Annotated in this window: 13 protein-coding genes and 1 pseudogene; 5 read left to right on the top strand and 9 right to left on the bottom strand. The window is 69.2% G+C overall.

The annotated features are described in order from the left end of the window. Positions 1 to 47: 47 nt before the first annotated feature. Positions 48 to 179 (top strand): annotated as a pseudogene (locus ACWIGI_RS30155) (HNH/endonuclease VII fold putative polymorphic toxin); the annotation flags it as partial. Beyond that, positions 176 to 571 (top strand): Imm50 family immunity protein, encoded by a 396-nt coding sequence (locus tag ACWIGI_RS30150; protein WP_454206018.1) that lies wholly within the window; start codon positions 176 to 178, stop codon positions 569 to 571. The pseudogene ACWIGI_RS30155 and the gene ACWIGI_RS30150, both read left to right, overlap by 4 nt. Before the next feature lie 100 nt (positions 572 to 671). Here the strand turns inward: ACWIGI_RS30150 and ACWIGI_RS30145 are convergent, their stop codons facing one another. Continuing rightward, complete coding sequence (locus ACWIGI_RS30145; RefSeq protein WP_454206016.1) at positions 672 to 1,697, bottom strand: Rpn family recombination-promoting nuclease/putative transposase; 1,026 nt, start codon at positions 1,695 to 1,697, stop codon at positions 672 to 674. A gap of 425 nt (positions 1,698 to 2,122) precedes the next feature. Here ACWIGI_RS30145 and ACWIGI_RS30140 point away from each other — a divergent pair, with 425 nt between their 5' ends. Then, complete coding sequence (locus ACWIGI_RS30140) at positions 2,123 to 3,064, top strand: hypothetical protein (protein WP_454206014.1); 942 nt, start codon at positions 2,123 to 2,125, stop codon at positions 3,062 to 3,064. Here ACWIGI_RS30140 and ACWIGI_RS30135 read toward each other — a convergent pair whose 3' ends face one another. From ACWIGI_RS30135 to ACWIGI_RS30105, 7 genes are all read right to left on the bottom strand, one after another. Continuing rightward, on the bottom strand, positions 3,065 to 3,517 hold the full coding sequence (locus ACWIGI_RS30135; RefSeq protein ID WP_454206012.1) for a DUF350 domain-containing protein: 453 nt from the start codon (positions 3,515 to 3,517) through the stop codon (positions 3,065 to 3,067). 19 nt (positions 3,518 to 3,536) lie between these two features. Continuing rightward, the gene (locus ACWIGI_RS30130) at positions 3,537 to 4,703 is read right to left on the bottom strand and encodes a glutathionylspermidine synthase family protein (RefSeq protein ID WP_454206010.1); all 1,167 of its coding nucleotides are present in this window, start codon (positions 4,701 to 4,703) and stop codon (positions 3,537 to 3,539) included. Then, positions 4,703 to 6,280, bottom strand: coding sequence for a hypothetical protein (locus ACWIGI_RS30125; RefSeq protein ID WP_454206008.1), 1,578 nt, complete (start codon positions 6,278 to 6,280; stop codon positions 4,703 to 4,705). Before ACWIGI_RS30125 ends, ACWIGI_RS30130 begins: the two co-directional genes overlap by 1 nt. Positions 6,281 to 6,307: 27 nt before the next feature. Next, positions 6,308 to 6,583 carry an acylphosphatase gene (locus ACWIGI_RS30120; RefSeq protein WP_454206006.1) on the bottom strand — a complete coding sequence of 92 codons (276 nt, stop codon included), beginning with the start codon at positions 6,581 to 6,583 and terminating at the stop codon, positions 6,308 to 6,310. Beyond that, positions 6,580 to 7,044: an OsmC family protein gene (locus tag ACWIGI_RS30115; protein WP_454206004.1), complete on the bottom strand. Its 465-nt coding sequence runs from the start codon at positions 7,042 to 7,044 to the stop codon at positions 6,580 to 6,582. Before ACWIGI_RS30115 ends, ACWIGI_RS30120 begins: the two co-directional genes overlap by 4 nt. Positions 7,045 to 7,250: 206 nt before the next feature. Further along, positions 7,251 to 7,925 (bottom strand): HAD family hydrolase, encoded by a 675-nt coding sequence (locus tag ACWIGI_RS30110; protein ID WP_454206002.1) that lies wholly within the window; start codon positions 7,923 to 7,925, stop codon positions 7,251 to 7,253. A gap of 178 nt (positions 7,926 to 8,103) precedes the next feature. After that, positions 8,104 to 8,775 carry a maleylpyruvate isomerase family mycothiol-dependent enzyme gene (locus ACWIGI_RS30105; protein ID WP_454206000.1) on the bottom strand — a complete coding sequence of 224 codons (672 nt, stop codon included), beginning with the start codon at positions 8,773 to 8,775 and terminating at the stop codon, positions 8,104 to 8,106. Between the two features lie 156 nt (positions 8,776 to 8,931). On the opposite strand from ACWIGI_RS30105, the gene ACWIGI_RS30100 reads away from it, so the two are divergent. Further along, positions 8,932 to 9,402, top strand: coding sequence for a MarR family winged helix-turn-helix transcriptional regulator (locus tag ACWIGI_RS30100; RefSeq protein WP_454205998.1), 471 nt, complete (start codon positions 8,932 to 8,934; stop codon positions 9,400 to 9,402). Positions 9,403 to 9,524: 122 nt separating this feature from the next. Next, complete coding sequence (locus ACWIGI_RS30095) at positions 9,525 to 10,718, top strand: cytochrome P450 (protein ID WP_454205996.1); 1,194 nt, start codon at positions 9,525 to 9,527, stop codon at positions 10,716 to 10,718. A gap of 73 nt (positions 10,719 to 10,791) precedes the next feature. Here ACWIGI_RS30095 and ACWIGI_RS30090 read toward each other — a convergent pair whose 3' ends face one another. Further along, positions 10,792 to 11,952: a cytochrome P450 gene (locus ACWIGI_RS30090; RefSeq protein WP_454205994.1), complete on the bottom strand. Its 1,161-nt coding sequence runs from the start codon at positions 11,950 to 11,952 to the stop codon at positions 10,792 to 10,794. Between the last annotated feature and the right edge of the window lie 45 nt (positions 11,953 to 11,997).

The following is an 11,997-nucleotide window of genomic DNA, read 5'->3' as shown; positions in this document are numbered from 1 at the left end:
TATGGACAAAAGAGCAGACGTGAAGGCATTCAGAGGACCACAGGGCGGGCCACCGCTACCCAGGCGGCGTTGGGGATCAAGGACCGCATTTCAATGCCAGGCCATTTGAAAATCCTCGGACCGGAAAGGTGCCGGGCGCACAGGAACACTACCCATTCAGGTGGAACGGAGAATCATGAGCTGGCTGGACCTTGTCGTTGATCCGCAACCAATCAGGTCGGTATTCAAGGAATCTGAACCCAGCTTGACGGGTATTTCGCTTCAGTCTTTGTGTATGCATCGCGACGGTCCGAGGGTTACGCTGCGCGTCGATCTATCGTCCTATCCGGATAATCCTCCAGCCAAATGGGTGCAGAGGCAGGCGAATACGGTGCAGGTCGAACTCATGTTCGTCGGCGTCACAGAATGGTCCATCCAGGGAATCGGTGTGGATTCGATCCTGTCGCTTGATGTGAGCCGGATAGGTGGAGGTATTCACGCAACCACGGGACCGGATTCCGTCCCTCAAATCATCATCACCGCAGGAGCGCTGCTCGTTTCGTCAATTTCAGCGTATCTGAATGGCCATTAGCACGCCTTCCTGGCAAGGTTTATCTCACTCTCGGAGGAATGCTGCGGTGTGAAAGCTTCGAAGGGCCGCGCACATGCTCGCCGATGGAACAACCGGTCGGCTAATCGGCGATTACTTCATCCAAGCTGGCCGCGGTGAGGACGCGACGCCCCATCTCCTGCAACCGCACCGAACTCTGCGCCCGAATGGCGTCGGCCACAGCATCCGGTACCGGCCCGAACCGCTGCGACAACAGCTCGATCAACATCTCGGCCCGGCCCGCGGTACGGCCCTCCGCCCGGCCCTCGGCAAGGCCCTGGACGCGGCCCTCGACCCGGCCTTCGACGCGGAGCCGGTCTGCGGTCGTCACGAATGCCTCCTTGATTTCAGGTCCGAGCTGATCGATAACAGGCAGTAGATCGCCCACAACAGTATCTCCCACCACCAGGATGTACTCCAGCACACGATCGACCTCCGCCGAGGTCAGAGTCGTCAGGTCCGCGATCAACCCCGACAGCTCCCGCTCGAGATGCCGATTCCCCGGCGCGCTCTTGAGCAGCGTCAACACCACTCGGACCCGCGCCGGCCGCCTGGCCAGCAGCGCGGCCGCGTCGACCGTGGCCAGATCATCGAGCAGGAATCCCATCCGCGGCAACACCCCGGACAGCGCCGACGCCATCGCGGGCTCGACATCGATCAAATCCGCTACCTGGATCGAGTGGCTCCACGGCTTCCCATCGGTGCCCGCGTGCACCACGACCGGTATCACCGCCGGCAAGCGCTTCGCGTCGGGGTTCGTCTCCAGATACCGCTCCCAGATCCGCACCACGTACGCCAGCATCCGGAACGCCATGAGGGGATCGGACCTGCGCTGATGCTCGAGCAACACGTACACCAACGCGTCCCGGCCCGCCCAACGGGTCGCGAACAGGACATCGCTGAACCGAGCCCGTAGCTCCGCCGTGACGAAGCTACACGACTGTGGCTGCATCCACGCCCAATCGATCTGCGCGGCAACCTCTTCCGGCAACACCGCCCGCAACTCTCCAGCGACGGCATCGGGATGAGACATCATCTGCCGGAACAGTGCATCGTGTGGTTTGTCCGGTCGCTTCGGATCCCCCGACCCCTTCGGCGTCTTGGCCATGACGGGAAACTACCCGCAAACAGGCGCCTACACAGGCGGTTACAGCGAAGCGGGAACCCCCGCTGCGCATTCGGGCGCGTCGTACGGGATCAGGGACCGGTCTCGGCGAAGGCGGCGAGCGCGGCGCTGCCCGAATGTCCTTGCAGGGCATCGCGAATACGCGCGTCGAGTTCGGTCAGTGCGAGCACCGCGATGCCGTGCTGCAGGTCGGCCAGGCTCTCCGGGGGCGCATCAGCCGTTCCTGAGAATGACCTGAGCTTTCGTATTGTGGCGCAACCTGATTCGGTCTTCGATCGTTGAAGGGGTTGCAGCCGGTCGTGGTGGACCGGACGGAGCGGGAGACGCCGATGGTCTTGGCCGACCAGACTTCGCGTTCGAGCGGACTACTCGAACGAATCCTTAGCGACCTTGCCCTCGTCAGGTTCGTGTGTACGAACCCGGTGCGGCGGGCGCTGTTCGATGTTCGCGCGGCCACCCCGGAGATGTTTCGCGGGCAGACCGTGGCGGACCTGCGTGAAATCTTTCTGTCGATGCGTGCCGGCTACGGGGAGCAGCGGGGCGGGAGCGAGATCCGCTGTGGCGGTGCGGTGTTGAGTGACGGCGAACTGGCCGTGACCGGTGCGGCGTATCAGCGTGCCCGATCCTGCGCGCCGGGGGAGGACCGGCACGGCGGGTTCGACCACGAACGGCGGGGGGACATCGGGTACATCACGGGATACCTGGACCGGCTCAACGCGGGGCGGGAGGTTACGCAGCGGCACGCGGCGGGGATCGCCGGGGGGATCGCGGAGCGCATCGGCGGGCGGTTCGAGGAGCGGCCCGTGAAGATTCCGGCTACCGGATTCCTCAAGGCCGTGGGCAAACTGAACGGGGACCCTACGCGGGTGCTCGATCTGGCGGGGGTGCGGATCGTGCATCGGGACCGGTCCGCGCTCTACCGGGCAGTCGGGGAACTGCTCGGCGAGCCGCAGCTGCGCGTGGTGCGATACGTGGACCGGTTCGCCGCGCCGGAGGTTATCGCGGCGGTGGGCGCGCCCGCGAACGGACCGGATGCCTGGGGGCCCAAGCGCAACGGGTACCGCGACCTCATCCTCATCTGCCGCTGGGTGCCCGACGAGCCGGCGGCCGCGCCGGTGCTCGAGTTCTTCGAAGTGCAGCTCGTGACCGAACGCGTTGCCGCCATCATGGTCCGGGAGCATCCGCTCTACGCGTGGCGGCGGCTGATCATCGCCGAGATCACCCGGCGGGGACGGCCCGCGCGCGAGTGCGAGCGGGCGTTTCTGCGGGCGTGCGAGGAGTGGAGCCGCCGGTGGTACGCGTGCGAGGACGCGCCGGCCGGGTGTGCCGGGCGGCACGTCGCATCGTGATCAGAGGATGGCGACCGCTACCACTAGGCCGAGGGCGAAGTGGGCTGCGGCCACCACCAGGGCCTCGGTGGTGAAGGTCGGCTTGTGCAGGACCTCGCCGATATTGATCCCGAAGGCGTGTTCGAGGATCCGGACCGAGACGACCTGGGCGATGATGCCGACCAGGCCGTAGATCGCGGCGGCGATCAGGCCCTCGGACAGCTTGCCCGCCGAGGAGTAGATGGCCAGGACCACGATGAAGGCCATGCTGAGCATGCCCGCGGCGCTGACCACCACGGCGTTGGGCAGGCCCTGGGCGACCAGGGCGCGCAGCGAGCCGGGGGTGGTGAGGTCGACGGCGTAGAAACCGATGAGCATGAGTACCAGGCCGACCAGGGCGTAGAGCAGGATGGCGCCTACGCCACGGCCGAGGGAACTCCAGTACCCGGCTTCGAGCGCGAGAGTGGTCGTCATCTGCGGGTCCTCCGGGGAGTCAGGGTTGAGGGATACGGTGCGGGACGAAGGCGGCGCCGTCGTCGGTGATCAGGCCCGCGGTCTCGCGAATGCCGAGGCCCGCGGATTCGTCGCCGACGATCCACGCGCCCAGCACCGGGCGCATGTCGTCGAATACCGGGAGCGGGTCGAGCAGTTGGTAGACATAGCCTTCCGCGCCGTAGACGCCGCCGGTCGCGGTCTCCATGCCCGCGCCGACGATCGTCATGTTCGCGCCCTCGCGCCCGAGCTTGGGTTTGCGAATGTACTCGGTGAGCTCGTGCGGATCATCGAGGTAGGTGGGCAGCAGGTTCGGGTGGCCGGGGTACATCTCCCACAGCACCGCGAGCAGGGCCTTGTTCGACAGCAGCGACTTCCACAGCGGCTCCAGCCACATGGTGCCGGGCAGCGAGGCCGTCACCCGCTCGCCGAACTGGTCGGTGAGCACCCATTCCCAGGGATAGAGCTTGAAGATCGACTGAATCGGCGCCTCGGCCAGATCGACGAACCGTTCGAGTTCGGTGTCGAAACCGATGTCCTCCACCGGAAGCGCGATGGTGTCGAAGCCCGCCTCGGCGGCGGTCTCCTGCATGTAGGCGGTGGTGACGTTGTCCTCGCCCGAGGCGTCGGCGCCGGACCAGGAGAAGTGCAGTTCGGTGCTGGGCAGCAGCTCGCGCAGCTCGCCCCAGCGCTCGACCAGCTTCTCGTGCAGTGAGTTCCACTGATCGTCGTCGGGGTGCGTGTCGGTGAGCCAGTGCCACTGCACGATTGCCGCCTCCACCAGCGAGGTGGGCGTATCGGCGTTGTACTCCAGCAGTTTCGCCGGGCCTCGACCGTCGTAGCGCAGGTCGAAGCGGCCGTAGATGTGCGGGTCCGACCGCTTCCAGGACGCCGCGATCGGCTCCCAACTCCATTGCGGCAGACCGAAATCGACGAACCGCTCGGTGAGGATGATGTGTTCCACGGCGTGCAGGCACATGGTGTGCAGCACCTCGACCTGCGCCTCGAGGGCCAGGATCTCGTCCATGTCGAACTCGTAGTGCACCGATTCGTCCCAGTAGGGGCGGGGCGCGCCCTGGGCGTCGCGGCCGGGCTTGCCGTACACCAGGCCCTGGCTCTCGACGATCTGCTCCCACCCGCGGCGCGGTGCGCCGCGCATGCGCCGCATTACGATCCGCTCCCGCCGCTGCTCTTGGAACCGAGTCCGCCGCGCTGAATGCTGGTGCCGCTCTTGGTTTTGATGGACGCGCCCTTGGGTTTCACGGTCGTGCCGCCGGTGGGCGCCTTGCCCACGGTGTTGTTGCCGCCGTAGTAGTAGCGGTACTGGTTGCCGTTGAGGATGAAGATGCCCGTGCTGCCGCCGTGGCCGCCGCCGGTGGCGCGGTCGGCGTCGTCACAGTCCTTGTCCGGGATGATGATTTCCTGGTTGTCCTGTGTGGCGGTGACGGTTTGGCCGTTGCCGAGCGAGACGACCTGGCCCTTCTTCGCGATGATCGTGCAGTAGGCGGTCACCTCGGGACCGGTCAGCGCGTGGTACGCCAGGTAGCCGCCGCCGACCAGACCGGCGACGCCGACCACGGCGACGCCGCCGATGAGCAGCTTCTTGCGCTTCTTGCGCTTGGCCTCGGCCGCGTCGGCTTCGGCCTGGGCAGCTTGGGCCGCGCGTTCGCGGGCCTTGTCCCGGGCGCGCGCCTCGGCGACCGTGGGCGGGCGCGGGGTGGTGACGCCGGCTTCCTGGCGGGCCACCTTGCCGCGCCGGGGGCCCTGTGCGGCAGCGGGTTCCGCCGGTGCGGCGGGAGGCCACGCCGGGGGCACGTGTGCGCCGCCGGGTTCCGGGGTTCCGGGCGGCGGCCACGGGGGCGGGACAGCGCTGCCCGCGGTGAACGGTTCGGTCGGCGCGGTCGCGGCGGGCGGCGGCCACGGGGGTGGCGCGTGCGAGACGGAGGGGTCGGCGGCTCCGGGCTCGCCGGGCGCACCGGCGACGGGCGGCCACGGCGGGGGAGCGTGCGGCGCACCGGTTTCCGGCGACTGGGGCACCTGCGGCGCGGACGGCGGCGGATACACCGGCTGCCCGGAGGGGACGGTCGGCTCCTGCCGCGCGGTCTCGTCACCGGACCCGGCGTCCCGCGATTTCGGTTGCAGCGGCCGTCCGCCCGCGCCGAAGACGGGCGGTGCGGCATCGTCGGGGAAGCCGCCGCCAGGCGTGAGGGGGCGTCCACCCGAACCATGGACGGGAGTCGTTTCGCCACTTGGCGGTTCGCCGGCGGGTTCGGGCGACCTCGGTTGCAGGGGGCGTCCGCCGGAGCCGTAGACCGGTGCCGGGTCGGGCTCGCCCGCCGTGGACCCCGCGGCGGTGTCGTCGGTGTTGTGTGCTGACGGCTGGAGGGGTCGTCCACCCGAGCCGTAGACGGGCTCGCTCGCCGGGGGCGAGTCGTCGCCCGCACCGGACGACGGTGCCAGAGGTCGTCCACCCGAGCCGTAGACCGGGACCGGGTTCGATTCGCTCGCAGCGGGTTCGCCGGTCTCGTCGCCCGTGGCGCGGGACTTCGGTTGCAGGGGACGGCCGCCGGAGCCGTAGACCGGCGCCGGGTCAGGCTCGCCGCCGGCGGGTTCGGGGGCCTCGTCGCCGGTGTCGCGTGATCTCGGGGTCAGGGGCCGTCCGCCGGATCCGTAGACGGGCGGAGTGGAACCCGGTTCGCCGGTGGGGGATTCGCCGGGGGCGTCGCCGGGGCGTTCAGTGGCCAACTATCGACTCCTAGAACTCCGTGCGCACTAGCGCTCCTCGAAACCGGACATGCCTCCTTGGGCGGCGCCCCAGTCTTCCACAACCAGATCCACCCGGCCAGGCGTATCGCCCGAACGTAGCAGGTCGAGGAGCGCTTCGCAGTCGGCACGCGGGCCTTCGGCCACCACGTGTACCCGGCCGTCGCGGTGGTTGCGGGCGTAGCCGGTCAACCCGAGTTCCAGTGCGCGCGAACGGGTCCACCATCGGAAGCCGACGCCCTGGACCCGTCCGTGCACCCAGGCGCTGAGCCGGGCCGGGTTCACTCGTCGACGCGGAAGGTGAGATTGACGGTGGTGCCGGCCTTGAGCGTGCGGCCCACGGTGCAGACCTTGTCGATGGCGCGCTGGGCGGCGACCATGACGCGCTGGCGGGTCTCCTCGTCGAGTTCGCTCAGGTCGAGTTCGAAGCTCTCGTTCAGCTCCGGATAGGTCTCGTTCTCGCGGTCGGCGTCACCGGAGACGCGGACGGTCGCGTCGAAGTTGTCGCCTAGCTTGCGGGACAGGGTGAAATCGGCGCTGAGGCCGGTGCAGCCCGCGAGCGCGATCTTGAGCAATTCGCCCGGGGTGAACGCGCCGGCCACGCCCGCCGAGGCGATGAGCACCTCGCCGCCCCGGTTGTTGCGGCCGGTGTAGGCGCGGGTGCCGGTGCGCTCGGCCCACAGTTCCACCGGTTCGGCGGTCTGGGTGGCGGCGGCGGTCTGCGGTGCGGCGGTCTGTTCAGCCATGTCACGATCCTCCCATTCGTCCCGCGCACGCCGCGCGAGCCCTCACCCGGATGTGACACACAGCCCATCCGGATCATGCTGAACGCGGGAGTCGACCCCCGAATTCCGCTCGCGGATGCGACCCCGCCGGTGTCACGACCCGTTCGCGGTGGCACGACGCAGCCCGTCGAGGCGAGGTCGCCGGACGGCTCCGGGCGACCGCTGAGCTACGCGCCGGGGCGGGGCAGCGAGTCGACCAGAGCGGGGGTCAGTGCGGGGAGGCCGTCGGTCACCACGTGGGCGGCCAGGGCCAGCGCGTCGGGGGCGGGGGGATAGCGGGGGTGGGGGACGGCGATCACCGTCATACCCGCCGCGGCGGCCGAACGCAGGCCGTTGGAGGAGTCCTCGATCGCCACGCAGTCGCGCGGGGCGATGCCCAGACCCGCGGCGGCGGCCAGGTAGCCGTCGGGGGCGGGTTTGCCGCGGTCGACCTCCTCGGTGGAGACGGTCGTGTGGAACAGATCGGTCACGCCCATGTGGGCCAGGACCACGTCGATCAGGCGGCGCGGGGAGGAGCTGGCCAGGCCGAGGGTGTAGCGGGCGGCGAAGCGGCGCACGGTCTCCACCGCGTCCGGCATCAGCGGCAGGTGCTCGGCGTAGCGGGCGCTCATGCGGTCGATGACGTCGGTGGCGACCTGGTCGGGCGTGCGGCCGCCGTCGATCAGATCCTTGCTGATGTACTCGGACCATTCGGCGGTGCTCATACCCATGAACCGCTCCTGGGTGTCGGGCAGGATCCGCCCGCCGAGCTCCTCGATGTAGGCGGTGCGGACTTCTTCCCAGATGGGCTCGGTATCGATGAGCACGCCATCCATGTCGAAGACGATTGCGGCGACAGACATGGTGCCCATGGTCGTGCATCGCGGGATGCGGGCGCGCTCCGGGGGCGGGAAGCGATGCGCCGGAAGGCCGGACGCGATCCGTGTCGCGCGGCGGGCCGGGACGGTACGCGGCCGGGCCTGGGGGCTGCGTGGTGCCCGTGCGCGCCGCCCGGTTTGCGACGCGCACGGGCACACCCCTCTATTCGCGGTCGTCCGTGTGCGCGGAGGTGGGCAGGGACGTCCCGAGGCGTTGGGCGAGAACGGACACACCCGGTCCCTCCACCATGGTCAGTGCCACCGGCCGTCCGGTGATCAGGAGCAGCAGCGCGAGGACGGGTCCGCAAACCTCCGCGCCGACGCCGTGTGACCACTCGATATCGGTGGCGGTGAGGTGCAGCCCGTCGAGGCGGTGGGGGTCCCAGACCGGGCGGCCGACCTCGACCGCGCGATCGGCGCCGGCGGCCGCGCCCGCGGGCGTGACGATCAGGGTGCGGCCCAGGGGAATCGCCATGTCCTGCCCGTGCACGATGGTGTCGAACAGGATGTTGCGGTAGTTGGTGAGCCGGGGCAGCGTGCGTACCGCGGCGTTGGCGCGTAGCGCCGCGACCGGATCCCCGGCGATCGCGGCCTGCTCGCGGGTGAGGGTGTCGATGAAGCGGTTGTAGTTGCCGCGCGTGCGAATCGCGGTGGCCAGCATGACTTTCGCCGCCGGTGGGGTGGGGGTGAAGGCCACGTGCGCGGCGACCTCGCGCACCCGCCAGCCCGCGCACAGCGAGGGGGTGTCCCACTGCTCGGGCGTGAGATCGGCGAGCATGTCGGCGATGGCCAGGCGCTGCTGTTCGATGACCTGCCAGCTGGTTTCGCGATCCATGACGGTTACCTCTTTCGGGCACAGCGGAATCGGAGTCGCGCGATACCGGCCGAGTCCCGCCGTGGCGGGCCGCCGATCGCCGGGGCGAGCCGGTGGAATTAGTCAGTATCTCTGACTAATATGGTAAGAGTCTCTGACCGAATGTCAAGGAGAACGATGAGCGGCGACACCGCTGAACAGGACACGAGCGAGGATCTCGGCGAGCTGAACATCGGCCTGCTGATGTTCATCGCCCACCGCTCGATGGAGCAGCGCGTGCTCGCGGAGCTGATCGCACAGGGCCACGGTGCGATCACCACCGCGCAGGGGCGGCTGGCCGCGCGCATCGACCCGGGCGGCACCCGGCTCACCGACCTGGCCGAACGCGCGCAGGTCACCAAGCAGACCGCCGGGTTCCTCGTCGACCAGCTCGAGCGCGCGGGTTACGTGGAGCGGGTGCCCGACCCGAGCGACGGTCGCGCGCGCCTGGTCCGGCTGAGCCCGTTCGGCCGGGAGATGGCGGACCGCGCCAATGTCATCGCCGCCCGGATCCAGGACGAATGGGCCGCGCACCTGGGGCCCAGGCGCACCCGCGCGCTGCGGGAGGCGCTCACCGCGCTGCGCGAGATCACCGATCCCTACGCCTGATCGGCCGCCGCCCGATGTCCACTGACTGGGATCGGGGTCGCGAACGCCGCCGCCCGGTCCGCCGCCGTGGTTACCGTCCGAAGGGAAAGACGAACACCCGCAAGCGAATACCGAGGTGGGCCGTGGGCACGGTCGAGGACATCTACGATCCGCAGCTGCATGTGGACGGGCCGATTCACGAGATCTTCGCCGACCTGCGCCGCACCGACCCGGTGCACTGGCAGGACATGCCGGGCGAACCCGGCTACTGGGCGGTGCTGCGCCACGCCGATGTGTCGTACGTGGCGCGCAACCCACGACTGTTCTCGGCCGAGATCGGCGGGGTGGTGCTCGAGAATCAGCCCCCCGAACGGCTCGAGACCACCCGCAACATGCTGCTCATGATGGACCCGCCCCGGCACACCGACTACCGCAAACCCCTGGCCGAGCACTTCAAGTCGCGGGTCATCGGCGAACTGGAGGACCGGGTCCGCGCCCTGACCGGGCAGCTCCTGGACGGCGTCGAGGGCGAGGTCGAGTTCGTACACGACGTGGCGGGCGTGCTGCCGAGTCAGGTGGTGGGCGGGCTGTTCGGCATCCCCGAGGCCGACTGGCCCGACATCCGGCGGTGGGCCGAACAGTCCACCAGCCAGCAGGATCCGGAACTGATCGGCGATTTCGACACCACCGCCGACCTGACCAAGATGGCCGTCTACGCGATCCAGTTCGCGATGGCCCGCCGCGCCGGGGAGCCCGAGCCCGACCTCACCTCACTGATCCTCGATGGCGAGTTCGGCGGAAAAACCATGTCGGAGCTGGAGTTCGGCAGCTTCTTCACCCAGCTGGTGATCGCCGGGAACGACACCACCAAGACCATACTGTCCTCCGGATTGCAGCTGCTGCTCGAACACCCGGATCAGTTGCGCGAGCTGCGCGCCGACCCCGCGCTGATCCCCGGCGCGGTCGAGGAGATCCTGCGGTACGCCAACCCGCTGCACTACTTCCGGCGCACCGCCACCGCCGATACCGAGATCAACGGCGTGCCGGTGAAATCCGGTGACAAGGTCGCCATGTGGTACACCTCGGCCAATCGCGATGAGACGGTGTTCACCGACCCGCAACGATTCGACATTCACCGAAATCCCAACCCGCACCTGTCCTTCGGGCTGGCCCAGCACTTCTGCCTCGGGGTGCACCTGGCCCGGATGGAGGGGCGGGTGTTCTTCGAGGAACTGCTCGCCCGCTTCCCGGTGATCGAGCAGACCGGCGAGTCCCGGCGCATCCGCTCCAACCTGAACAACGGCCTGAAGTCGCTGCCGATTCGACTGTCGCGCTGAGCGTTCCGGCACGGATCGCGCGACGGGCCGCCCGTGCGGTCCGTCCGCAGAGCGCCGGGGCAGCCGCCCCCGGCTACACCGCGACGATCAGATCCCGCAGCTCGTACCCCGAGATCTCCGGCTTCATCGTCACCCGCGGCGGATTCGCCATCCGGAGCCCGTCCAGCGCGAACAGCTTGCCCAGGAAGATCTCCGACTCCTGCAGCGCGATGTGCGCCCCCGGGCATTTGTGCGGCCCGTCGCCGAAGGACAGCACCGCGGCCCCCGCGCCGCCGGACAGCGCGCGCCCGGGGCACACGTCCAGGGGCTGGTCCCCGACCACGCCGGGATCCACGTTGGCCACGCTCACCGCGACGTCGACCAGTTCACCCGCCGGAATCGTGGTCCCGCTGGGCAGCACCACCTCGGACACCGTGCGCCGCTTGATATCGCTGATGACCGGCTCGAGTCGCAGCAGCTCCTGCAGCAGCGCCAGGCGCTCGGCCTCGTCCCCGGCCCGGAAGCGGGCGCGCAGGTCGTCGTCGGTGAACAGGTGCCAGGCCGCGAGATTGATGAACTCGCGCGTGGTGACCATGCCCGCGGCCGCGAAAGTCAGGCATTCGCCGAGGATCTCGCCGTCGGCGCAGCCCTCGTCGATCAGATGCGAGATGAGGTCGTCACGCCGGGCCTTGCGCCGCACGCGCACGGCCGGGCGCACGTCGTCGAAATAGATTGCCCCCCAGGCCCGCAGCTGCCGCACGTAGCCGAGCAGCCCGGCGATGCTGGTGAAGCCGGGCTCGGCGAACTTCTCCGGGAAGAACACCTCGAGCCGCCGGTCGGTGCCGGGCTTGCTGTCGGTCAGCCCGATCACCGCCTTGGTCACGTCGACGGCCAGCCGGAAACTCATCTGCGACAGGTTGGCCCGCCCCTCGGCGCGCAGTGCCGCGATCTCCCGATCGGCGATCTCGTGCATCAGGTCGCGGTAGTGCTCGTCGACGCGCTTGGGCGTGAAGTACCTGGCCGTCTGGCGGCGATGCTCGCGGTGTTCCTCACCGTCGCGGTACAGCACCGGCCGGCGCAGCCGCGCGGGCAATTTCTCCACCGTCTCGATGCCGAGCCCGGCCTGTACCGTGCCGGTGCTGCGCAGCAGCGCCCGCCCGTCGGCGTAGTCGCGAATCTGCCAGGTGCCCTCGGTGTCCCGGTGCACCGGGCAGGCGTCGGTGTCCCCGCGGTCGATCTTTCGCGCTCCAGCCATGCGTCAGTTGTAGCGCACAAGCGTTGGCGCAGCAGCGCATTCGGC

Source organism: Nocardia sp. NPDC055321 (genome assembly GCF_053645575.1).
The sequence above is the reverse complement of the archived record's forward strand: the minus strand, read 5'-3'. Positions and strand labels throughout refer to the sequence as shown.

Excerpts from the sequence above, each read along its gene's own strand:
- ACWIGI_RS30100 (WP_454205998.1), top strand. The coding sequence starts at position 8,932 with ATGAGCGGCGACACCGCTGAACAGGACACGAGCGAGGATCTCGGCGAG.
- ACWIGI_RS30145 (WP_454206016.1), bottom strand. The coding sequence starts at position 1,697 with ATGGCCAAGACGCCGAAGGGGTCGGGGGATCCGAAGCGACCGGACAAA.
- ACWIGI_RS30150 (WP_454206018.1), top strand. The coding sequence starts at position 176 with ATGAGCTGGCTGGACCTTGTCGTTGATCCGCAACCAATCAGGTCGGTA.
- ACWIGI_RS30110 (WP_454206002.1), bottom strand. The coding sequence starts at position 7,925 with ATGTCTGTCGCCGCAATCGTCTTCGACATGGATGGCGTGCTCATCGAT.
- ACWIGI_RS30135 (WP_454206012.1), bottom strand. The coding sequence starts at position 3,517 with ATGACGACCACTCTCGCGCTCGAAGCCGGGTACTGGAGTTCCCTCGGC.
- ACWIGI_RS30105 (WP_454206000.1), bottom strand. The coding sequence starts at position 8,775 with ATGGATCGCGAAACCAGCTGGCAGGTCATCGAACAGCAGCGCCTGGCC.
- ACWIGI_RS30115 (WP_454206004.1), bottom strand. The coding sequence starts at position 7,044 with ATGGCTGAACAGACCGCCGCACCGCAGACCGCCGCCGCCACCCAGACC.
- ACWIGI_RS30090 (WP_454205994.1), bottom strand. The coding sequence starts at position 11,952 with ATGGCTGGAGCGCGAAAGATCGACCGCGGGGACACCGACGCCTGCCCG.
- ACWIGI_RS30130 (WP_454206010.1), bottom strand. The coding sequence starts at position 4,703 with ATGCGGCGCATGCGCGGCGCACCGCGCCGCGGGTGGGAGCAGATCGTC.